Here is a 21,161-nt window from a genome sequence, read left to right on the forward strand (position 1 = left end):
CGGACTCCTCATGCCAGCTGATCGCGAAGCCACGGCAACTGGACCGGCGCCTGGAACGTCCCGCCGCCCTCGTGCCGGTTGTACGGCCAGACCTGCATCCGCTTCGGCCCCGCGTAGTGGTTGTAGCCGGCGAAGACCGTGGAAGGCGGGCACACGTCGTCCATGAGGCCGACCGAGTACAACGCCGGCGCGGTGGCCCTGGCGGCGAAGTTCACGCCGTCGAAGTAGCTCAAAGTGTGGAAGACCTGCTCGATGCGGTCCCGGTTGGCCGCGCAGAAGACCGATAGCTCCTGGTACGGGTACGAGTCGGTGATCTCGGTGGCCCGCCGGAAATGGGTCAGGAACGGCACGTCGATCAGCGCGGCCCGGACCTGGGGGTGCAGGCCGGCCACCGCCTGCGCGATGCCGCCGCCCTGGCTCGCGCCGGCCACCACGATGCGTCCTGGGTCCACGGCGGGCAGGGTGGCCGCCAGGTCCACCGCCCGCACCGCGTCGGTGAACAGCCGGCGGTAGTAGTACTGCTCGGGGTCGAGCACGCCGCGGGTCATCAGGCCGGAATGGTGTGGGGTGCTGTCACCGGGCAGGTCGGGGGTGTCCCCGTCGCCCTGGCCGCGGGAGTCCACCACGAGGACGGCGTAGCCGGCGGCCGGCCACAACAGCCATTCGTGCGGACGCCCGCGCCCGCCGCCGTACCCGATGAACTGCACGACGCAGGGCAGCGGCCGGTCGCCGATGGCGGGCTCGATGAGCCAGGCGGCCACCCGCCGGCCGTCGTGGCCGCTGAACCGTACGTCGAAGGCGCGCACCCCGGGCAGCAGCGCGTCGTACGGCGTCACCTCGGCCGCCAGGTCGTGCTCGCGGGCGGCGGTGAGCGTGCGGGACCAGAAGGCGTCGAAGTCGTCCGGCTGGTCGAGGGCCGGGCGATAGTCGCGCAGCTGGTCGAGGGGAAGGTCGAACATGGCCATGGGTCAGTCCTCGATGCGGATGAGCTGGACGAGGGCGCTGGCGTGGTCGCCCTCGGGCAGGGAGAGGGGAAGGCCGGACCGTAGCAGGACGGCTCCGGAGTAGGTGGCGCCGGTGTCCGGATCCCGGTAGGTGGCGCAGGGGTCGAGCGCGGTCAGCCTCAGCGGGGCGGGCTGATGGCCGTACGGGCGCGACGGGCACCAGGCGAGCAGCACGAACCGGTTCTCGTAGGCGTATCCCACCGCCGTCAGGGCGCCGTCCCCGGTGAGCCGGTACGCCGTGCCGTGCTGGACCGCCGGCCGGATGCGCTTGTAGGTGGCGATCAGCTCGGCGGCCTCCTTGAGCTCGTCCTCGGTCCACGTGGTGAGGTCGCCGCCGACACCCAGCGCCCCGGCCATGGCGACGTGGAACCGGAAGCGCAGCGGGGTCTCCCTGGCGGTGGCCACGTTCGGGCTGTCGGTCACCCACGCGCCCATGACCTGGGCCGGGAAGAGCTGGCTGAAGCCGTGCTGGATGGCGATCCGGTCGACGGGGTCGGTGTTGTCCGAGGTCCAGATCTGGTCGGTGCGGGCGAGGATGCCCAGATCGGCGCGCCCGCCGCCGCCGGAGCACGCCTCGATGCGCAGACCGGGGTGATCGGTGTGCAGCCGATCCATGATCTCGTAGACCGACCGCGTGTGCTCGATCCACAACCGGTCGGGGTCGGCGTGGCCGGGCCAGCCGGCCTCGGTGAACGGCCGGTTGGCGTCCCATTTGAGAAAGTCGATGTCGTGCTCCGTCACCAGCCGGTCGAGCCAGGCGTGGGCCCAGGCGGCGGTGTCCGGCCGGGCGAGGTTGAGCACGAGCTGGTTCCGCAGCTCGGTACGTCCGCGGTTGGGCATGTGAAGAACCCAGTCCGGATGCGCCCGGTAGAGGTCGCTGTCGGGGTTGACCATCTCCGGCTCGACCCACAGCCCGAATCGCATGCCGAGCTTGTGCACCTCGGCGGAGAGCGGCCGCAGGCCATGGGGGAAGCGGTCCGGGTTGGGCGTCCAGTCGCCGAGGCCGGCGTGCTCGCCGACCCGGCCGCCGAACCAGCCGTCGTCCACCACGAACAGCTCGACGCCGAGCCGCGCCGCCCGCGCGGCCAGCGCCATCTGGCCCGCCTCGTCGACGTCGAAACCCGTCGCCTCCCACGAGTTGTAGAGCACCGGCCGCAGCTCCCCGGGGTGCCGGAGCACGTGCCGGGCGACGTATGCGTGCCAGGCCCGGCTGGCCGCTCCGAACCCGCCGGTGGTGAACAGGCCGGAGAAGACCGGCGTGCTGAGGGTCTCGCCGGGCGCGAGCGACCAGGTGAGCCCCTCGTGACCGTGACCGCCGGTCCACGTCGTGCGGCCGGCCGGGTCGCGGTGCAGGGTGATCCGCCAGCTGCCGCTCCAGGCCAGCGCGGTGCTCCACACCTCGCCGTGCGCCTCGCCGGCCGTGCCGTCGTCGAAAGCCAGCCAGGGGTTGGCGTGGTGGCTGGTCATGCCGCGCCGGCTGGTGAAGACCGTCTCGGCGGTGGCGACCTCGGACCGGCGCAGCCGGAACTCGCTGTTCCAGCCGCCGACCAGGTGGCTCACCCGGTAGCCGCTCCGGCACGGCAGGGTCCACGCCGCGCTGTCGCAGCGCTGCACCGTGATCGGGAGGTGGTCGTCGCGGTTCTCGACGGTGGTCCACCGCTCGATCACGTCGCTGTCCTCGTGCACCCGGTAGTGCAGGGTGAGTCGCAGCGGGTAGTGCCGGTCGTCCAGGTGGATGCTCAGACAACCGTCATCGGCGTCGTGGCCGGCGTAGCGCCACTCGACGCCGCGCGTGCCGTCGGCGAAGCGCACCTGGAGGCCGGGCGGCCCGAAGCGGGCGCCGCCCTCCACGGCCAGCTCCTCCGCTCCGCCCACGGCGTCGAAGCTGCTGCCCGCCGCCGGGGTGCGCTCGGCCAGCTCCAGAACCTGCGCCATGGTCAGGTCCGCACCCCAGTGCACGTGCCGCACGGCGTCGTCCTCGTCGATCCGGACGGCGTACGACGTGGACGGGGTACGCAGCAGCCACAGGCGACGGCGGGGCTCGTACAGCAGAGGGGGCATCTGGTTCCTCGGTGGTGATCATGGGAGCATGGGCGGGGAGTGCAGCGAGCGTAGGTCCGCGCTCGCGGCCAAATCAATACTTGACGAAGGAAATTATTGAGCCTAGATTTCGGTCATGTTTCCTGAGGCTGACGCCGTCGCGCCCGCAGTCACGGCGGTGTTCACCACCGTGCTGACCGAGGGCCCGCTGAGCCGTGTCGCCCTCGCCCGCCGGCTCGGCCTGTCCTCCGCGGCCGTCACCAAGGCGGCGCGTCCGCTCATCGAGATGGGCTACCTGGAGGAGCTGGCCGCGACCGAGCGGACCGGGCCGGGCGCCGGGCGTCCGGCCAGCCCGCTGGCGATCCGGGCCGACCGTGAGTTCTTCGTGGGCGTGAAGATCACCGGTGACGAGCTGATCGGCGTGGTCTGCGACCTTCGCGCCGAGGTCCGCACCGCGGCCCACCGGCGGCTGTCGGCGCCCGACGTCGACTACGTCCTCACCGAGCTGGGCGAGCTCGTCGACGAACTGCTCGACCGTCCCGGCTCGCTCGACACTCCCGGCGGCTACCGGGCCCGCACCCGCAGGCTCGGGCTGGCCGTCTCCGGCGACGTCGACCGCTCCACCGGTCTGGTGCGGTACTCGCCGTTCCTGCGCTGGCACGACCTGCCCCTGCGCGAACGGGCGGAGAAGCTCACCGGCCTCACCGTCACCGTGGAGAACGACGTGAAGGCGCTGACCACCGCCGAGCACTGGTTCGGCGAGGGCATCGGCGCCGAGTCGTTCGCCCTCGTGACCGTCGGCGCGGGCATAGGCTGCGGCCTGGTCGTCGGCGGCCGCCTCGTCTCCGGCTCGCACGGCGTGGCCGGCGAGATCGGCCACATCGGCATCGACGTGAACGGCCCGGCCTGCCACTGCGGGAGCCGCGGGTGCGTCGAGGCCATCGCCGGCGCCGACGCCATCGTCCGGCAGGCCAGGGCGGCCGCCGGCCGGCCCGAGCTGACCTTCGAGGACGCGGTGGCGCTGGCCCGCGACGGCGACGCCCCGGTCGGCGCCGTCTTCGCCCGGGCCGGCGACGCGATCGGCTCCGGCATCGCCGCGGTCGCGAACCTGGTCGGCCCGGCCCGGATCGTGGTCTCCGGTGAGGGTCTGGCGGCCTACGACCTGTTCGAGCCGCACATCCGGGCCGGCTTCCAGCGCCAGGCGTTCGGCACCGCCGCCGACTGCCCGCTCTCTATCCGCCCCCTGCCGTTCGAGGAGTGGGCGCGCGGGGCGGCCACCGTCAGCATCCAGGCTCTCGTGGCCTCCTGATGTTCATGAGCACCTCCGGTCGGGGTCTCACCCGGGCGCGCGGCGGATTGACAAGGATGCTGTAGCACATACCATCCCCTCCATGGCCGCGCTTCCCCAGCTCCCCGCACCGGTGACCCTCGGCGACCAGGCGTACGCCGCGATCCGTGAGGCCATCGTCACCGGCTCGCTGAGGCGGGGGGAGAAGGTCACCGAGCGCGGGCTGGCCGAGTCGCTCAACATCAGCGCGACCCCCGTCCGCGAGGCGCTGCGCCGGCTGGAGCAGGACCGCCTGGTGGAGCGGACGGGTCCCCGGTCGGTCCGCATCGCCGAGTTCGGCAAGGACGAGCTGCGCGAGTTCACCATGATCGAGGACGTGCTCCGGGCGCTCGCCGCCCGGCTGGCCGCGGAGAAGTCGACGGCGGCCCAGCGGCGCGCGATGGCCGGCTGCCTCGACGAGGCGGACGCGCTGCGTGCCGAGATGCGCCAGGTCGCTCCGGGCGGCGAGCGGGAACTGGAGCTGGTGGGCGAGATCCAGGAGCTCATGCGGCGTTTCCACCTGCTCGTGGACGAGGCCAGTGGCAACGCGACGCTGGTCCAGATGTTGCGCACCGTCGACGCCTTCGGCTCGGTGGAGCGACGCGACAGCGCGCTGTCCCAGGCGCGTGGCGAGCATCGGGGGAGTCTCGATGAGCGCTACGGGCAGCACCGGGCCATCTTCGCGGCCATCGCCGCCGGTGACGGGGATCGGGCCGAGGAGCTGATGAGGTCGCACAGTCACGACTCGAACGTCTCCCGGATCGCCGGCCGTTTCCTCGACTGACGGAGGCTCGGCAGGGTCACTCGGGACCGTTGCTGTGGGCTGCCTGCTATAGCACATAGAACGCTACGCTCCTAGGACAGTCCTGGCAGGGGACGGCTTCCCCTGTCTTCCACCCGATCCGCAGCATGCACACGAAGGAGCGACTCGTTGACAACTTCTGACGCGCCCGCACCGACGCACCCCGGGCGCAGCCGCCGCCCGGTGATTCTCACGACGGTGCTCCCCACCGTCCTCACCGCTGTGCTCGCCGGCCCGCTCGGGGCCACGCCCGCCGCCCACGCCGACGCGACCGTCATGAAACCGAAGCCCACAGCGGCCACGAAACCCAAGCCCGCGGCCTGCCCGTCCGGCCTGGCGGCCAAGGCGAAGTGCTACACCGGCCGGGACGCCCACGGCGCCTACTACACGATGGCCGTCCCGAAGCGCTGGAACGGCTCCCTCGTCGTGCACGCCCACGGCGGCCCCGACACCTCCTACGACGCCTCCACCCCGACCGAGGACCTCGCGCGCTGGGCGGTGATGGTCGACCAGGGATACGCCTGGGCCGCCTCCTCCTACCGGCGCGGCGGCTACGGGGTCAGGATGGCCGCCGCCGACACCGAGAACGTGCGCCGCCTGTTCGTGGCGCGCTTCGGCCGGCCCTCCCGCACGTACCTGCACGGCCAGTCCTGGGGCGGCAACGTCGCGGCCAAGGTCGCCGAGACCTACGGCACCAAGCGCGGCGCGTACCACGGGATGCTGCTGACCAGCGGCAACCTGAGCGGTGGCTCGCGCGGCTACGACCACCGCGTGGACCTGCGGGTGGTCTACCAGTACTACTGCCGCAACCTCCCCCGCCCGACGGAGCGGCAGTACCCGCTGTGGCAGGGGCTTCCCGCCGGCTCCACCCTGACCCCCGACGCGATCCACGCCCGCCTGCAGGAGTGCACCGGCATCGACTCCGCCGACCGGACCGCGCGGCAGCAGCGCAACCTCGACGACATTCTCGCCGTCACCCGCATCCAGGAAAAGTCCCTGAAAACGGATTTGCTGTACGCGATCTACCTGTTCCAGGACATCGTGTTCAAGCGGCTCGACGGCCGTAACCCGTTCGGCAACCGAGGCGTGCGCTACACCGGCTCCCACGACGACAAGGCGCTCAACGCGGGCGTGGCCCGATTCTCGCCCGACCCTGCCGCGCGCCGCGACCTGTCCTACGACAGCGACCTCACCGGCCGGGTGAGCATCCCGGTCCTGTCCCTGCACGCGATCAACGACCCGCAGGTCTTCGTCGAGCACGAGGCGGCCTACCGCGCCACGCTCAGGGCCGCCGGTCGCGACGGGCGGCTCGTCCAGACGTTCACGACGGAGTCCGAGCACGGCGAACTGAGCGACTCCGAGTACGCCGCCTCCATCGCCGCGCTCGACGGGTGGGCGCGTACCGGCCGGAAGCCGGCCCCGGACGTGATCGCCCGTTCCTGCGACAGCTTCGAACGTACGTACGACAGCGGATGCTTCTACGACGTGACGTTCCGCCCCGCGGCGTTCGCCACCAAGGTGCGGCCCCGGCCCGGCGGCCTGCGCTGGCCCGCGATGACCGCCGCGCAGGAGCGCGCCTGGAGCCGGATCGACGGCGTGGGCATCGCGCCCTGACAGAGGGTTGCTCGATCAGACCGCGCATCTGCTTTTGCTACAGCATATGGTGTCGGGGTGGCGGTTGATCCCCTGGGATGGCGTCGCGGCCACCAGCCGGGGGCGAGACGCTCAAGGCCGTGGGCGCGGTCGATGTGGCGGCCGCCGCGCCGTCGGTGCGCTCGGCCCGGCGATGCTGCGGGTGGCCGGTGAGCTGGCCGACGGCACCATCACGACCTGGGCCACCGCGTCCGCGCTCGCCGACCACATCGTGCCGGAGATCACCAAGGCGGCGGGCGGGAGGACGCCTCGGGTGGTCGCCGGCACCATCGTCTGCGTCACCTCCCACGAGGACGAACGCCGGGCGTGGGTGGCCGAGAACTTCGGGATGGTCGGGCAAGCGCCCATCTACCGCGCCATGCTCGACCGCGGTCACGCGGCGGGCCCCCAGGGCGCGGTGGTCATCGGCGATGAGACCGCGGTCGAGCGCCAGATCCGCCGGTTGTTCGACGCCGGCGCGACCGAGCTCGTGGCGTTGCCTCTCGGTTCGGAAGAGGAACAGGCCAGGACCACCGCGCTCCTGGCCGACCTGGCCGGATAGACCGCCGGCTCAATGAATGCGAAGCCGCCCGGCCTCTCACTCTCCGCGCGGGTCGAGAACAATCTATCGAGGATCTCCCGTCCGTAAGCAGTGGTCGATGTCGGGATACATAGGCTGAGGAAATATGCCCTTTTTGGGCGGGTTGGCGGAGGTGGGGCAGGAGGGGCGCCGGTGGTAGGCAGCGACGACATGGAAGAAGACTGGGCGAGGTACGGGTTCAGCGCGGAACTCGTCAAAGCCCTGTTCCACGGTCTGCGCGTAGGCCTGTACGTGGTCAGTCACACGGGGAAGATCCTCCTGGTCAATCCGTACGCCGAGGAGCTGCTCGGCTTTCCCGCACGGCAGCTGATCGGGGCGGAACCCCACGACCTGTTGCACAGGAACGCCGACGGGAGCCGGATCCCCCGGGAGGACTGCCAGATCCTGGCCGCGTTCGCCGAGGGGGTGTACATCCGCAGCGAGGAGGCGTGGTTCATCCGAGGGTCAGGGGGGTTGATTCCGCTGGGTGTGATGGCGGCCCCGCTTTCGCTGGGTGACAAGGGCATGGGTTCGGTGGTCCTGTTCTACGACCTGTCGCGGCACAAGGCCGTGGAACACGATCAGGCGATCGCCCTGGCGGCGCTGGAGAAGCTGACCGACAGGTTGTCGCTGACCGCCGAGACCAGCATCGTTCTGGCGTCCACCTTGAACGTGGACGAGGCGCTGCGACGGCTGTCCCGTCTGGTGGTGCCCCAGCTGGCCGACTGGGCGACGATCGACCTGCTCGGCCCCAGCGGCGGGGTGAACCGGGTGGTGGTCGTCGTCACGCAGAACGGGAGCGGTGTCGAGCGCGAGCAATGGGAAGGGCCGCTTCCGGCGTTTCCGGACGGTTCCAAGGCGCCGATGGCGGAGGTGCTGCGCGGCGGCCCCGCACTGCTGTTCGGCCAGGACGATCTGGCCGGATGGAAGGACTCCGGAGCGTGCGAGGTCCAGCGGTGGTGGCCGTACCTGGAGCTGGGCGCCCAGTCGATCATCATCGCGCCGCTGCGCGCCCCACGCCGGGTGCTGGGTGCGCTCACCCTGGGCAGGTACGAGACCTCCGTGGCGTACGACTCGGCCGATCTCTCCCTCATCAGCGACATCGCCAGCCGGGCCGGGCTCGCCGTCGACAACGCGGACCTGTTCGAGGAACAACGCCGATTCGCCTCCTCCGCGTCTCACGAGCTCAGAACGCCACTCACCGCTCTTCGCACCCGGCTCGACGAAGCGATGCTCTACCCCGCCGAGGTCGACCCGCTCGAGACCATCAGGGAGGCGAGGGCGGTCACCGATCGCCTGGAGTCGATCGTCAACGACCTGCTGGTGTCGGCCCGGCTCAGTGCCGGAGAGCCGGACGCGTACGAGCTGATCGACGTCCACACACTGGTGGTGAGAGAGGCGGCGGCCATGGCGGATGGCGTGCCGGTCCACGTTGACGCGGACCGGGACGTGAACGTTCTGGGCAGCCGGATCCAGCTGATTCGCGTCATCGACAACCTCTTGGTCAACGCCCGGCGGCACGCGGACGAGAAGGTCGAGGTCACCGTGGGACGCAAGGAGGATTCCGCTGTCATCACCGTGTGCGACGACGGTGCCGGAATCGCGCCGCGGGACCGAGAGCGCGTCTTCGAGCGCTTCGCCCGGCTGGACGAGGGCCGGCGCAGGGAACCGGGAGGAACCGGGCTCGGCTTGGCCATCTCACGCGACATCGCCCACGCCCACAACGGAACCCTCACGATCGAAGATTCACCGCGCGGTGCCCGGTTCGTCCTCCGGCTCCCCCTGGCGGACAGCCGTTCGTGAACGTGTCCTGTCGATGAGGACGACCCCACCAGCCGCCCCATGACAGCGGCTGGAAGGTGTCGCGCGTGCCGTCCCCGCAGCGGTCGGCCTCAAGGGCCGGGACGGGTCACGCGTCGTCGGTGCGCGGCGCGTCCATGTGGGTGACGAGGTTGATGCCGCCGTCGACGTTGATCACCTCACCGGTGACGAAGGGGGTCTTGGTGAGCGCCAGGACCACCGCCGCGACGTCGGACGGCTGCCCGAGCCGGCCCAGCGGTGTGATCGCCGCGGTGCGCGCCGCCCGCGCGGCGAGGCTGCCCGCGGTCAGCCGGGTCTGGAGCGGCCCAGGGGCGATCGCGTTCACCCGGACGTCCGGACCCACGGCCTTGGCCAGCAGCCTCGTCAGCTGGTCGAGCGCGGCCTTGCTGACGGAGTAGGGGATCGAGCTGCCGAGGGGGCGCGAGCCGCCCACCGAGCTGATGTTGATGATCTGGCCGCCGGGCTCCATGGCCTTCACGGCGGCGACGGAGACCTGCCACGTCCCGACGACGTTGACGCCGAGGATCCGGTGCCAGTCGTCGGCCGTGACCGCGTCCAGGTCGGCGTGAGGGACGGCACGCGACACCCCGGCGTTGTTCACCAGCAGGTCGAGCCGGCCGTGCCGCTGCACGGAGGTCTCCACCAGGCGCACGGCGTCGGAGGGGTCGGCGATGTCGGCCTGGACGTAGCTCGCCCCCGGCAGCTCGGCCGCGAGCTTCTCACCGGCCTCGACCGAGGTGGCCGAGTTCACCACGACGGTGAAGCCGTCGCCCGCGAGCCCGCGGGCGATCCCTTCTCCGATCCCGGAGCTCGAACCCGTCACGATGGCGACACGTGGCGCGCTCATCGGGCGGCTCCCTCGGCGACGGGCGCCTTCACCGCGTTCACGAGAGCCCGGCTTCCGCCGGCGAGGATCGAGGTGTCGTTGCTGACCACCACGTAGTCGTAGCCCCGGGCCATTGCGGCCCGGGCCTGGTCACTCGTGGCGGACGCGGTGCCGATGGGAACGCCTGCCGAGGCGGCGGCCGACAGCGCGGACGTGATGAGCCGGTCCACCTCGTCGCTTCCCGCCGCGACGCCCATCGACATCGACAGGTCGGCCGGCCCGACGAACGCGGCGCCGATGCCGTCGAGGGCCAGGATCTCGCCCGCGTTCTTCATCGCCGCCTCGCTTTCGAGCTGGACGACGCACAGGGCCTGCTCGTTGCCGTACGCGAGGTACTCCGCCCGTGGCAGCAGCCCCCAGCGCCCCGCTCGGCTGGTGCCGCCGGAGCCGCGGTCGCCGCGCGGCGGGAAGCAGGTGGCCCGCACGACCGCCCGGGCCTGCTCGACCGTGTCGACGTGCGGCACGAGCACACCGGCCGCGCCGGCGTCCAGGACCCGCTGGATCACGCTGAGGCCATGGTCGGGCACCCTGACGAGCGGGTCCACCCCGAGGGCGCGGGCCATCGCGATGTGGGCCGAGGCGGCGCCCAGGTCCAGGGTCGTGTGCTCCAGGTCGATGACCACGAAGTCGAAGCCCGCGTAGGCCATGATCTCGACACTCTCGGGGCTGGACAGCTTGATCCAGGTCCCGAGCGTGCCGCCGTTGATTCCGTTGCGTACAGGTGGCACGGCTCAGACCTCACTGGTGGTGTCGGGGGTGGAGGTCCAGAAGACCAGCCATTTGCCGAGCTGCACGATGACCGCGTGCAGGGCGATGCCGACGGCCGACAGCACGACGATCACCGCGAAGGTCCTGGCCACGTCCAGGGTGAAGTTGGTCGCCTGGATCAGGTAGCCCAGACCTTCTGAGCTGCCCACGAACTCCGCGACCACGGCGCCGGTCACGGACAGGATGACGGCGACCTCCAGCCCCGCGAAGATGTGCGGAAGCGCCGACGGGATCTGCAGGTGCCGCATGACCTGCATGCGGGACGCGCCGAAGGACCGGAGCATCTCGACCTGCTCGTAGGCGGCGGACCGGAATCCCAGGACGGCGTTGATGAGGAGGGGGAAGAACGCGATCAGGGCGACGGTCAGCACCTTCGAGCTGATCCCGATGCCGAACCAGACGATCAGCAGCGGCGCCATGGCGACCTTCGGGATGGTCTGGGTCAGGATGAGCAGCGGGAAGAGCACGCGCTCCACCGTCCGGAACTGGGTGATGAGCACCGCGGAGACCAGCGCCGAGCCGACCGCGATGCCGAACCCGATCAGGATCTCCTTCAGGGTGACCAGTGAGTGGGTCACCAGGCTGCCGTCCTGGAAGCCGGCGACCAGGGACTCGGCGACCGCCGTGGGCGCGGGGACGAGGATGTTGGAGACGTCGAACAGGTCCACGACGACCTGCCAGACCACCAGCAGCCCGATGAACACCAGCACGCTGTAAGTGATCTCCGGTACTCGGCGGCGCCGGGATCGGACCGGGGTGTCCGAGCTCGCGGGCGCCTCCACCGCCACGGTCTCGCCGTCCGGGACGGCCGGTGCCCCTTGGTCGGCCGCGTGGCGCTTGGTGTGGGTGGACATCAGGTCTCCTAGTGGGCGCTGTGCTCGGAGTCGAGCAGCTTGCGGATCTTCAGCACGATCTCTCCGAACTCGGGCGTGTTGATGTTCTCGAGCCGTCGCGGCCGAGGGAGCGCGACCTCGACGACGTCCGCCAACCGGCCGGGTCGCGGCGTCATGACCACGACGCGGTCGGCGAGGAGCACCGCCTCGGGGATGCTGTGCGTCACGAACAGCACGGTCTTGCGGTCCTGGTCCCAGATCTTCAGCAGGTCCAGTCCCATCTGGTCGCGGGTCATCGCGTCGAGGGCGCCGAACGGCTCGTCCATGAGCAGGATGCGCGGGTCGTGCATTAAGGCGCGGCCGATCCCGACCCGCTGCTGCATCCCGCCGGACAGCTCGTTGGGGTAGCGGTCGCCGAACTCCTCCAGGCCGAGCATCACCAGCAGCTCGTCGGCCTTCTCCTGGGTCGCAGCGTCCCGGGCGCGGTGCAGGTCCGGCGACGTCAGCAGGTTCTTGCGCACGGTACGCCATGGCAACAGCAGCGGCTGCTGGAAGACCATCCCGAGCTGGTTGCGGTGGGTGTCCTCAGAAGCCCCGAAGGCGACCTGGCCGGAGGTCTGGCGGGACAGGCCCATGATGATCCGCAGCAGCGTGCTCTTGCCGCAGCCGCTGGGGCCGACGATGGAGATGAACTCACCGGCTCGGACGCTGAGGGAGACGTCGTCGAGAGCCTGGACGGTCCCGCCGGACTTCGTCTGGTAGAGCATGGACACCGAGTCCAGGCGGATCACGTAGTCGGTGTCGGTACTGGTCGGCATGTCTGTCATTCCTCACCTGGTTCGAGCGCAGGCTGCCCGCGCCTCGGTTGTCGTGCGGGCAGCGATCAGTCGGTCCCCTCGGGCCACGTGCCGCCCATCTCCTTGGTCAGTCGCTTGCAGACGGCCTTCAACGCCGTGGCCTCCCGGGAGTCCAGCGCCTCCGGCAACATCCGCTCGGTGCCGACGGCCGCGATCGTGGCGCAGATCCCGGTCGCCGCGAACACCGGCGCCGCGACCACGCAGATGCCGCGGTGGTTGACGTAGCTGCTCATGCCGGCCTGCCGGATCGCCTCGATACGACGGCGAGTCTCGGTGCGCTGGGGCTCGGGGAGGCTGCCGGTGAGCCGGTCGGCGTGGAACTGGTCGGGCAGGAAGGCCAGGAAGACCTTGGCCTGCGAGGAGTCCAGGGCGAGCTGCGAGCCCACGCGCACCGTCACCAGGGTGGGATGCTCGGCCTCCTCCACCAGCGAGACCACCGGGCCGGAGGTGCCCCACAGCGACAGCACGGTGCTGACCTTGATCTCGAGCGCGAGCTCGCGCATGTGGGCCGGCGCCTTCTGCATGATGCGCTGCTGTCCCAGCATGAAGCTGCCGAGCTGCAGGATCGACCGTCCTGGACGGACGAAGGCGGAGTCCTCCACGCGCTCGAGCAGGCCGGAGCTGATCATCGAGCTGAAGTAGCGGTGCACCGTGGTCCGGTTCAGACCGAGCCGGCGGGTGGTCTCCGCGACGGAGAGCTCCGGAGTCTCCGGACCGAACAGCCCGAGGATCTGCGCGGTCCGGCTCACCGCCTGGATGTCCTGCTCGCGAGCAGTCTCCGGCTTGTCGTCCTGGCGCTCCGTCATCGGCCCTCACTGTCCGTCATCGACCCTCACTGTCCATAAATAGAGCACGTTGGTTCGCAGTACGGACAGAGGGTAAGCGTGGCCTGCGTCTCACTGCAAGGTTTTCCTGGGGATTCGTGGGAGCGTTTTGCTGAATGCCTGCTATTGACAGACCGGATAGCGAACTCTCAGTCTGTAATGCGAACAGTGATGAGAGCACCGTCGGCGCCTGGAGACTTCATGACTCAAACCCCCGCCATCGTCAAGCTGCTGAATGGCTGCGTTGACCTGCACTGCCATTCCGGCCCCAACCCGTTCCCTCGACGCATCGACCACGCCGAGGCCGGCAAGGACGGCGAGCGGCTCGGCATGCGGGGCGTGCTGGTGAAGTCCCACCACCACAACACCGTCATGGACCTGCTCTCGATGAGCGACCGGCTGGCGAAGATCAGCACCCCGGTCTTCGGCGGCATCACCCTGAACAGCATGGTCGGCGGCATCAACCCGCAGGCGGTGGCCATGTCACTGCGCATGGGGGGCAAGGCCGTGTGGTTTCCGACGTTCTCGGCCGGTCGGCACATCGAGTGCCATCCGGAGGGCGTCGGCTTCCCCACGGCGACCGTCGAGGTGCCGTCGTCCCGGGTCGACATCCACCAGGAGGACGGTGAGCTCATCCCTGAGGTCTACGAGGTGCTCGACCTGGTGAAGGAGAGCGGCGCGATGGTGACCGGCGGTCACATGGAGACCGAGTCGATCACCCAGCTCTTCGCCGCGGCCAAGGACAAGGGTGTCACCCGGATGCTGCTCAACCATCCCGACTACGTCATCGGCGCTGACGAGGCGAAGTGTCGTGAGCTCGTCGGCTACGGAGCGTTCATCGAGCACGAGACCGGCTTCTACGACCCCGAGGGGACCAAGAAGTGGGACCCGAAGGTCCTCCTGGACTGGATCGAGAGGATCGGCCCTGAGCACACCGTGGTCGCCTCCGACCTCGGTCAGAAGGATCGGCCGCTGCCGGTGGACTCCTACATTCGCGTCGCGACCGCGCTGCTGGACCTCGGCCTGGACGAGAGGTCGCTGCGGCAGATCTTCTGCGACAACCCGGCCTTCCTGCTCGGCCTGGACGACTGAGCCCGGCGTCCTGCCCCCGGCCAGAAAGACAACCACACCCCCTACGACTGATGAGGACAGACGATGACCACCCTGGCCACCCCGCCCGACGCGGAGTTCTCCTACCTCGGTACGGGCGATCCCGATGAGACGACCCCTGGCGGTTCGTCGACGTGGTACTTCCGCGGGCACAACTTCGTGCTCGCCTACACGACGCTGGTCGCCGGCGACGTGCTGGAGCGGAGTGATCAGCCGGACGAGTACGTCCTGATCCTCCCCTACGAGGAGTGCAGCGTCGAGGTCCGCGCGTCGCGGGAGGCCGAGCGGGTCTCGGGCAAGGCGGTGGTGATGGTCCCGCCGGGCGGCAGCGCGATCGTCGGCGTCGCCGACTGCACCGTCGTGCGGCTGTTCAGCTCCCGGTCCACCGACCTGATGGACAAGGCGCGCAACCGCGATTCGTACGCGCAGCCGCACCCGAACACCAAGCCGTTCGAGCCGTGGCCCGACCCGAAGGAGGGATATCGCATCCGGGCCTACCGGCTGGCCGACCTGGAGGTGACGCAGGACGCCATCCGCCCGGGCCAGATCGTGCGGTGCAGCACCTTCATGATCAACTTCCTGGCGCCCAGGATCGGCCCGCGTGACCCGAACACCCTTTCTCCGCACGACCACGACGACTTCGAGCAGTGCTCGCTCGCCGTGGAGGGGGAGTACGTCCACCACCTGCGCACCCCGTGGTCCAAGCGTCGCACCGAGTGGCGCGACGACCGGCACCTGCGGTGCGGCAGTCCTTCGGTGGCCGTGATCCCTCCGCCCATGATCCACACCAGTGAAGCTGTTGGTTCGGGGACCAACCAGCTGATCGACATCTTCTGCCCGCCGCGTCTGGACTTCTCCCTGACGCCGGGCCGGGTGCTCAACGAAGACACCTACCCACTCCCCAACCAGTAAGAGGGCGGTTCCGTCGTGAAGACCAGACGAGCCATGAAAGTCGCGAGTGGTACGCTCGCCATCCTGTGCGCGACCGCGCTGCTGAGCGCGTGCGGTTCCGACAGCGAACCCGAGGCAGCCTCGGCCAAGTCCGGCGGGCTGACGCCGGTGTCGTTCGCGATGGCGTCCCCGAGCTGGAACGCCGGCTACGCGGTCATGGCCGTCGTGGAGGCCGAGGGCTTCTACGAACAGGAGGGTCTGAAGGTCACGACCAACCTGTTCCCCTCGGCCACGCAGGCAGCGCAGCAGGTCGCCGGCGGCGGAGCCGACCTCGGCCTCATGACGGTCGAGCCCGTGGCCATCGGGCACGACAAGGACCTGGACCTGGCCTACTTCAGCTCGTACTGGGCGAAGTGGATCTACAGCCTCCAGGTGCCGGACGGTTCGGCCGTGAAGAGCATCGCCGACCTGAAGGGCAAGAAGATCGGCGTCTCCGCGGTCGCGAGCTCCGGCGCGACGTTCGCCAGGACCGCGATCAAGCTCAACGGGATGGGCGAGAACGATTCCACCCTGGTGCCGATCGGCGCCGGCGCCCAGCAGATCAACGCCATCAAGAGCGGCCAGGTCGATGTGCTGGCGCTCTGGGACATCCAGTACCAGATCGTCAAGAACGCCGGCGTCACCCTGACGCCGCTTCCGGTCAAGGAGACGGCGGACGCGTGGGGCGGCGGCTTCGCGGCGACCAGGAAGAACCTCGAGGCCAAGAAGGACGTCCTCGAACGGTTCGGTCGTGCGGTGGCGAAGGCGTTCGTCTTCGCCAAGGCCAACCCCGAGGCCGCGATCCGCGACCTGTGGAAGCTCCACCCGGAGACCCGCGGGTCGGAACCGGAGGAGAAGGCGCTGGCTGACGGGGTCAAGGTCCTCCAGGTCCGCCTGGAAGGACAGGGCTTCGACGACAAGAGCCTGGGCCGGATCGACGAGGCCGCGTTCACCCGTTCGCTCGACTTCATGGCCTCGGCCGGACTGATCAAGAAGTTCCCGGCGAAGGAGGTCTACACCGACGCGATGTTCAAGGCGTTCAACGACTTCTCCTACGACGACGTCATCAAGCAAGCAGAAAGCGCCGGCTGAATGCGGTTGGGGGTCGCGCTCGACCTGAGCTCCCAGGAGCCGGTCCGCCCGCAGGTGGATCGCGCGGTCACGATGCTCGCCCGCGCGGAGCGGCACGGTTTCGGCTCCGCGTGGGTGGGCGAAAGCTATCACGCGGCCGCTCAGCCGTTCCACCTCCCGTCCGTCCTGATGGTCCTGGGACATCTGGCCGGACGGACGTCCCTGGCGCTGGGATCGGCGGTGCTGCTCCTGCGGGCGTACAGTCCGGAGAAGCTGGCCTACGAGGCCGCGCTGCTCGACCAGCTCTGCGGCGGGAAGCTCACCCTCGGCCTCGGGCTCGGCAGCCCGGAGGTCGCCCGGCGGGCCGGGCTGCCCGCGTCGGGTCCGGCCGGCGCGGCCTTCGACGCCACGCTGAAGCGGCTGCGCGACGCCTGGTCCGCCGGCGCGAGCACCGATGCGCCGGTGGCGATCCCGCCGCCGGTGCGGCGCGGCGGGCCGCGGATCCTGGTGGGCGGCAAGGTGGCCGCCTCGGCCCGCCGGGCCGCGACGCTCGCCGACGGCTTCTACGGCGCGACGAACTACTGCGACGACCTGCTGATCAAGCAGGCGGCCGCTTACTGGTCCCATCGCGGCGGACGGCCGGGCGGGAGCGGGGGAGTGGTCGCCACCACCCGGTTCTGCGTCGTCCACGAGGACGCCGCCACCGCCCGCGAGCTCGCCGCGCGCCACCTGAAGGCCGCGACCGACTACTACACCGAGCGGGGCTCATGGATGGGTGCGGACGGCCCTGCCGAGCTCGAGCTCCCCATGGTGGGCACCCCCGACGAGATCGACGCCACGCTCGCCCGGTACGTCCGGGCGGGGGTCACGTCCGTCCAGCTGCGGGTCGCCCCGTTCGGCACGCCGCCGGAGGTCGCCCGCCACACGCTCGACCTCGTCGGGCGGCACGTCCTTCCGCACTGGCACGACACGACGACTTCCGACGCGATCACAAGCTCGGATGGGGAATGATCGACGATGACGAGACGGCTCAAGAGCTTGACCGGCCTGTTCGCAGGCATCCTCCTGGTGACCACGCTGAGCGCGTGCGGTTCTGAGGGGAGCGACTCGGCGGGCGGCGGCGGCCTCGACACCGTCACGTTCGCCCTGAGCGCGCCCAGCTGGAACGCCGGCTACACCACCCTGGTGGTCCCCGAGGCCGAGGGCTACTTCAAGGAGGAAGGGCTCGACGTCAAGGTCAACCTGTTCCCCTCCGGCACGCAGTCGGCGCAGCAACTGGCCGCCGGCGGCGCCGACATCGGACTGATGACCGGCGAGCCGGTCGCGATCGGTCACGCCAAGAACCTGGGCCTGGTCTACTTCGCGTCGTACTACCCGCACTGGATCTACAGCCTGGCGCTGCCCCAGGGCTCGGCCGTGAAGAGCGTCGCGGACCTGAAGGGCAAGAAGATCGGGGTGACCGCGGTGGCCAGCTCGGGCGGGACGTTCGCCAGGACCGCCATCAAGCTCAACGGGATGGGCGAGAACGCGGCCGCCCTGGTGCCGATCGGGGCCGGCGCCCAGCAGATCAACGCCATCAAGAGCGGCCAGGTCGACGCGCTGGCCCTCTGGGACACCCAGTACGCGATCGTCGAGGACGCGGGGATCGCGCTCACCCCGCTGCCGGTGCCCCAGACCGCCGGCATCTGGGGCGGCGGGTTCGCCGCGACGCGGAAGACGATCGACGAGAAGAAGGACGTCCTGGAGCGGTTCGGCCGCGCCATCGCGAAGGGATTCGCGTTCGCCCAGGCCAACCCCGAGGCCGCGATCCGAGACCTGTGGAAGCTCCACCCGGAGACCAGGGGCAGCGGACCGGAGAAGGACGCGATGGCGTCCCAGGTCAAGATCCTCCAGGTCCGGCTGGCCGACCAGGGGGTCGAGGACAAGAACTGGGGCCGGATCGATCCGAAGGCGGCGACCGGGATGGTCGAGTTCATGGCCTCCGCCGGGCTCGTGGACAAGGCGTTCCCGGCCACGGAGATCTACACGAGCGACTTTCTCAAGGCCATCAACGACTTCTCCTACGACGACATCCGCAAGCAAGCGAAGGACGCCTCCTAGAGATGGGGCAGGAAGTGGAGACGCTCCGATGAGCAGCTCATTCGTGTACGCGTCGGTCCGGACCCCGTTCGGCCGGTTCAACGGAGCCCTGGCCGACACGAGGACCGACGATCTGGCCGCGACCGCGCTGAAGGGACTTCTCGACCGCTCGCCGGGCCTGGATCCCTGCCTGGTCGATGACGTGTTCTGGGGCAACGCCAACGGTGCCGGCGAGGACAATCGCAACGTCGGCCGGATGGCCGTGCTGCTGGCGGGCATGCCCGTCTCGGTGACCGCCACCACGGTGAACCGGCTCTGCGGCTCGTCGCTGGACGCCGCCATGATGGCCTCCCGCATGATCGAGGTCGGCGACGCGGAGATCGCGATCGCCGGAGGCGTGGAGTCGATGACGCGGGCGCCTTGGGTCCTGCCGAAGCCGTCGCGCCGGTTCCCGGCGGGCGACGTCACCGCCGTCTCCACGACGCTGGGCTGGCGCCTGGTGAACGAGCGGATGCCCGCCGAGTGGACGGTCTCGCTGGGCGAGTGCAACGAGCAGTTGCAGGAGAAGTTCTCGATTTCGCGCGAGCGGCAGGACGAGTTCGGCGCCCGCTCGCACCGCCTGGCGGCGGAGGCGTGGGCGAAGGGCTTCTACGACGACCTCGTCGTGCCCGTCCCCGGCGCCGACCTGGTCCAGGACGAGAGCATCCGGGCCGGCACCTCGCTCGAGGCGCTGGCGAAGCTGAAGCCGGCGTTCCGGCCCGACGGGACGATCACCGCCGGCAACTGCTCACCGTTGAACGACGGCGCGAGCGCGGTCCTGCTGGGCTCGGCGAGCGCTGCCGAGAGCATCGGCCGTGACCCGGTCGCGCGGATCGCCGGTCGCGGCTGGTCGGCGCTGGAGCCGCAGCAGTTCGGCTACGCCCCGGTCGAGGCCGCCAACGGCGCGCTCGCGCGGGCGGGCATCACCTGGGCGGACGTCGGCGCCGTCGAGCTGAACGAGGCGTTCGCCGTCCAGTCGATCGCCTGCGTCGACGCCTGGCTCAAGCTCGGGCTGCGGGACGCCGAGCTCGTCAACGCCAAGGGTGGGGCGATCGCCATCGGGCACCCGCTGGGCGCCTCGGGCGGGCGCGTCCTCGGGACCCTCGCGGCGCGGCTGGTGGAGTCCGGTGAACGATGGGGCCTGGCGGCCATCTGCATCGGTGTGGGTCAAGGATTGGCGGTCGTGCTGGAGAACGTGGCATGACGCTGCTCTGCACCTCCGTCGACGAGGCGGTCAGCGGCATCGCCGACGGCTCGACGGTGCTGGTCGGCGGCTTCGGCACGACCGGCATGCCGTTCGACCTGATCTACGCGTTGATCCGGCAGGGAGCGCGCGACCTCACCGTCGTGTCGAACAACGCGGGCAACGGGGACACCGGGCTCGCGGCGCTGCTCGCGGCCGGGCGGGTGCGGAAGGTCGTGTGCTCGTTCCCCCGGCAGACGGACTCCTGGGTCTTCGAGGAGCTGTACCGCGGCGGGAAGATCGAGCTCGAGGTCGTGCCGCAGGGGAACCTGGCCGAGCGCATGCGCGCCGCCGGAGCCGGGATCGGCGGGTTCTACACCCGCACCGGAGCCGGGACCCTCCTCGCGGAGGGAAAGGAGACCCGCGAGATCGACGGCCGGACGTACGTCCTCGAACTGCCCATCGCCGCCGACGTCGCGCTCATCAAGGCCCACACCGCGGACACCCTCGGGAACCTCGTCTACCGCAAGACGGCACGCAACTTCAATCCCGTCATGGCGACGGCCGCGACGACCACCGTCGTGCAGGTGAAGCACGTCGTCGAGCCGGGAGCGCTGGATCCCGAGGCCGTGGTCACCCCGGGCATCTACGTCGACCGGATCGTGCGGGTGGCGTCATGAGCATGGTGTCTTCGAGCATCGCCGAGCACACCGGCCGCGGCCCGCTCGGACGGGACGAGATGGCGCAGGTGCTCGCGCGCGACATTCCCTCCGGCGCGTACGTCAACCTCGGTATCGGCCAGCCCACCACCGTCGGCGACCACCTCCCCCCGGAGGCGGGGGTCATCCTGCACACCGAGAACGGCATGCTCGGCATGGGGCCGGCGGCGACGGGCGACGAGATCGATCCCGACCTGATCAACGCCGGCAAGTTCCCGGTGACCGAGCTGCCCGGCGCCGCGTACTTCCACCACGCCGACTCGTTCGCCATGATGCGCGGCGGCCACCTCGACCTGTGCGTCCTCGGCGCCTACCAGGTCTCGGCGGCGGGGGATCTGGCCAACTGGCACACCGGCGAGCCCGGCGCGATCCCGGCGGTCGGCGGGGCGATGGACCTCGCCGTGGGCGCCAAGCAGGTCTTCGTGCTGATGTCGCTGTTCACCAGGAAGGGCGAGCCGAAGCTCGTCAGGGAGTGCACGTATCCGCTCACCGCGCTGCGCTGCGTGAACCGGATTTATACCGACGTCGCCATATTCGAGATCACCGGAGAGGACCAGGTCCTCGTCCGGGAGACGTGGGGGATCTCGTTCGACGAGCTCCGCTCGCGCCTCGACGTCCCGCTCGCCGCGGCGACACCATGAGGAGGTTGGAGAGCG

20 protein-coding genes are annotated in these 21,161 nt (G+C 70.3%); 13 read left to right on the forward strand and 7 right to left on the reverse strand.

The window, feature by feature from the left end; translation table 11 throughout:
* Positions 1-8 precede the first annotated feature (8 nt).
* Together AB0C28_RS41175 and AB0C28_RS41180 are read right to left on the reverse strand one after the other, a co-directional pair.
* Entirely contained in the window at positions 9-965 is a 957-nt protein-coding gene (locus tag AB0C28_RS41175; protein WP_358080793.1) for an alpha/beta fold hydrolase, read from the reverse strand.
* 3 nt (positions 966-968) lie between these two features.
* Positions 969-3,065 carry an alpha-galactosidase gene (locus AB0C28_RS41180; RefSeq protein ID WP_358080795.1) on the reverse strand — a complete coding sequence of 699 codons (2,097 nt, stop codon included), beginning with the start codon at positions 3,063-3,065 and terminating at the stop codon, positions 969-971.
* 115 nt (positions 3,066-3,180) lie between these two features.
* On the opposite strand from AB0C28_RS41180, the gene AB0C28_RS41185 reads away from it, so the two are divergent.
* From AB0C28_RS41185 to AB0C28_RS41205, 5 genes are all read left to right on the forward strand, one after another.
* Entirely contained in the window at positions 3,181-4,353 is a 1,173-nt protein-coding gene (locus AB0C28_RS41185; protein WP_357858416.1) for an ROK family transcriptional regulator, read from the forward strand.
* Positions 4,354-4,435: 82 nt separating this feature from the next.
* Complete coding sequence (locus tag AB0C28_RS41190) at positions 4,436-5,155, forward strand: GntR family transcriptional regulator (protein WP_357858413.1); 720 nt, start codon at positions 4,436-4,438, stop codon at positions 5,153-5,155.
* Positions 5,156-5,302: 147 nt separating this feature from the next.
* A complete protein-coding gene (locus AB0C28_RS41195) occupies positions 5,303-6,787 on the forward strand; it encodes a DUF6351 family protein (RefSeq protein WP_358080797.1) in 1,485 nt (494 codons plus the stop codon).
* A gap of 46 nt (positions 6,788-6,833) precedes the next feature.
* Entirely contained in the window at positions 6,834-7,367 is a 534-nt protein-coding gene (locus AB0C28_RS41200; protein ID WP_358080799.1) for an LLM class flavin-dependent oxidoreductase, read from the forward strand.
* A 90-nt stretch (positions 7,368-7,457) separates the two neighbouring features.
* Positions 7,458-9,188, forward strand: a complete 1,731-nt coding sequence (locus AB0C28_RS41205) for a PAS domain-containing sensor histidine kinase (protein ID WP_358080801.1) — start codon at positions 7,458-7,460, stop codon at positions 9,186-9,188.
* A 106-nt stretch (positions 9,189-9,294) separates the two neighbouring features.
* On the opposite strand, the gene AB0C28_RS41210 is transcribed toward AB0C28_RS41205, so the two are convergent.
* The 5 genes from AB0C28_RS41210 to AB0C28_RS41230 form a co-directional block, all read right to left on the reverse strand.
* Positions 9,295-10,053 (reverse strand): SDR family oxidoreductase, encoded by a 759-nt coding sequence (locus AB0C28_RS41210; protein ID WP_358080803.1) that lies wholly within the window; start codon positions 10,051-10,053, stop codon positions 9,295-9,297.
* On the reverse strand, positions 10,050-10,820 hold the full coding sequence (locus AB0C28_RS41215; protein WP_357858395.1) for an aldolase/citrate lyase family protein: 771 nt from the start codon (positions 10,818-10,820) through the stop codon (positions 10,050-10,052). Before AB0C28_RS41215 ends, AB0C28_RS41210 begins: the two co-directional genes overlap by 4 nt.
* Before the next feature lie 3 nt (positions 10,821-10,823).
* Positions 10,824-11,714 (reverse strand): ABC transporter permease, encoded by an 891-nt coding sequence (locus AB0C28_RS41220; protein ID WP_358080805.1) that lies wholly within the window; start codon positions 11,712-11,714, stop codon positions 10,824-10,826.
* Positions 11,715-11,722: 8 nt separating this feature from the next.
* Entirely contained in the window at positions 11,723-12,511 is a 789-nt protein-coding gene (locus AB0C28_RS41225) for an ABC transporter ATP-binding protein (protein WP_357858389.1), read from the reverse strand.
* Between the two features lie 65 nt (positions 12,512-12,576).
* Positions 12,577-13,356 (reverse strand): helix-turn-helix domain-containing protein, encoded by a 780-nt coding sequence (locus tag AB0C28_RS41230; protein ID WP_357858386.1) that lies wholly within the window; start codon positions 13,354-13,356, stop codon positions 12,577-12,579.
* Between the two features lie 219 nt (positions 13,357-13,575).
* On the opposite strand from AB0C28_RS41230, the gene AB0C28_RS41235 reads away from it, so the two are divergent.
* The 8 genes from AB0C28_RS41235 (at position 13,576) to AB0C28_RS41270 (ending at position 21,146) form a co-directional block, all read left to right on the forward strand.
* Positions 13,576-14,466 carry a DUF6282 family protein gene (locus tag AB0C28_RS41235; protein WP_346113479.1) on the forward strand — a complete coding sequence of 297 codons (891 nt, stop codon included), beginning with the start codon at positions 13,576-13,578 and terminating at the stop codon, positions 14,464-14,466.
* 63 nt (positions 14,467-14,529) lie between these two features.
* Entirely contained in the window at positions 14,530-15,396 is an 867-nt protein-coding gene (locus AB0C28_RS41240) for a hypothetical protein (RefSeq protein ID WP_357858382.1), read from the forward strand.
* 33 nt (positions 15,397-15,429) lie between these two features.
* Positions 15,430-16,506: an ABC transporter substrate-binding protein gene (locus AB0C28_RS41245; protein ID WP_358080806.1), complete on the forward strand. Its 1,077-nt coding sequence runs from the start codon at positions 15,430-15,432 to the stop codon at positions 16,504-16,506.
* Positions 16,507-17,496 (forward strand): LLM class flavin-dependent oxidoreductase, encoded by a 990-nt coding sequence (locus AB0C28_RS41250; RefSeq protein WP_358080808.1) that lies wholly within the window; start codon positions 16,507-16,509, stop codon positions 17,494-17,496.
* A gap of 6 nt (positions 17,497-17,502) precedes the next feature.
* Positions 17,503-18,585 (forward strand): ABC transporter substrate-binding protein, encoded by a 1,083-nt coding sequence (locus AB0C28_RS41255; RefSeq protein WP_357858371.1) that lies wholly within the window; start codon positions 17,503-17,505, stop codon positions 18,583-18,585.
* A 28-nt stretch (positions 18,586-18,613) separates the two neighbouring features.
* The gene (locus tag AB0C28_RS41260; RefSeq protein WP_358080810.1) at positions 18,614-19,807 is read left to right on the forward strand and encodes a thiolase family protein; all 1,194 of its coding nucleotides are present in this window, start codon (positions 18,614-18,616) and stop codon (positions 19,805-19,807) included.
* Positions 19,804-20,466: a 3-oxoacid CoA-transferase subunit A gene (locus AB0C28_RS41265; RefSeq protein WP_358080812.1), complete on the forward strand. Its 663-nt coding sequence runs from the start codon at positions 19,804-19,806 to the stop codon at positions 20,464-20,466. Before AB0C28_RS41260 ends, AB0C28_RS41265 begins: the two co-directional genes overlap by 4 nt.
* A complete protein-coding gene (locus AB0C28_RS41270; protein ID WP_358080814.1) occupies positions 20,463-21,146 on the forward strand; it encodes a 3-oxoacid CoA-transferase subunit B in 684 nt (227 codons plus the stop codon). Before AB0C28_RS41265 ends, AB0C28_RS41270 begins: the two co-directional genes overlap by 4 nt.
* The last annotated feature ends 15 nt before the right edge of the window (positions 21,147-21,161 follow it).

It is taken from the genome of Nonomuraea sp. NPDC048892, from assembly GCF_040649735.1.
GTDB classification, from domain to species: domain Bacteria; phylum Actinomycetota; class Actinomycetes; order Streptosporangiales; family Streptosporangiaceae; genus Nonomuraea; species Nonomuraea maheshkhaliensis.

Bases quoted from the DNA above. Each gene is read 5' to 3' on its own strand.
- AB0C28_RS41225 (WP_357858389.1), bottom strand. From the start codon at position 12,511: ATGCCGACCAGTACCGACACCGACTACGTGATCCGCCTGGACTCGGTG.
- AB0C28_RS41200 (WP_358080799.1), top strand. From the start codon at position 6,834: ATGGTGTCGGGGTGGCGGTTGATCCCCTGGGATGGCGTCGCGGCCACC.
- AB0C28_RS41245 (WP_358080806.1), top strand. From the start codon at position 15,430: ATGAAAGTCGCGAGTGGTACGCTCGCCATCCTGTGCGCGACCGCGCTG.
- AB0C28_RS41230 (WP_357858386.1), bottom strand. From the start codon at position 13,356: ATGACGGAGCGCCAGGACGACAAGCCGGAGACTGCTCGCGAGCAGGAC.
- AB0C28_RS41265 (WP_358080812.1), top strand. From the start codon at position 19,804: ATGACGCTGCTCTGCACCTCCGTCGACGAGGCGGTCAGCGGCATCGCC.
- AB0C28_RS41210 (WP_358080803.1), bottom strand. From the start codon at position 10,053: ATGAGCGCGCCACGTGTCGCCATCGTGACGGGTTCGAGCTCCGGGATC.
- AB0C28_RS41185 (WP_357858416.1), top strand. From the start codon at position 3,181: ATGTTTCCTGAGGCTGACGCCGTCGCGCCCGCAGTCACGGCGGTGTTC.
- AB0C28_RS41255 (WP_357858371.1), top strand. From the start codon at position 17,503: ATGACGAGACGGCTCAAGAGCTTGACCGGCCTGTTCGCAGGCATCCTC.
- AB0C28_RS41270 (WP_358080814.1), top strand. From the start codon at position 20,463: ATGAGCATGGTGTCTTCGAGCATCGCCGAGCACACCGGCCGCGGCCCG.
- AB0C28_RS41240 (WP_357858382.1), top strand. From the start codon at position 14,530: ATGACCACCCTGGCCACCCCGCCCGACGCGGAGTTCTCCTACCTCGGT.
- AB0C28_RS41250 (WP_358080808.1), top strand. From the start codon at position 16,507: ATGCGGTTGGGGGTCGCGCTCGACCTGAGCTCCCAGGAGCCGGTCCGC.
- AB0C28_RS41235 (WP_346113479.1), top strand. From the start codon at position 13,576: ATGACTCAAACCCCCGCCATCGTCAAGCTGCTGAATGGCTGCGTTGAC.
- AB0C28_RS41190 (WP_357858413.1), top strand. From the start codon at position 4,436: ATGGCCGCGCTTCCCCAGCTCCCCGCACCGGTGACCCTCGGCGACCAG.
- AB0C28_RS41220 (WP_358080805.1), bottom strand. From the start codon at position 11,714: ATGTCCACCCACACCAAGCGCCACGCGGCCGACCAAGGGGCACCGGCC.
- AB0C28_RS41175 (WP_358080793.1), bottom strand. From the start codon at position 965: ATGGCCATGTTCGACCTTCCCCTCGACCAGCTGCGCGACTATCGCCCG.
- AB0C28_RS41180 (WP_358080795.1), bottom strand. From the start codon at position 3,065: ATGCCCCCTCTGCTGTACGAGCCCCGCCGTCGCCTGTGGCTGCTGCGT.
- AB0C28_RS41260 (WP_358080810.1), top strand. From the start codon at position 18,614: ATGAGCAGCTCATTCGTGTACGCGTCGGTCCGGACCCCGTTCGGCCGG.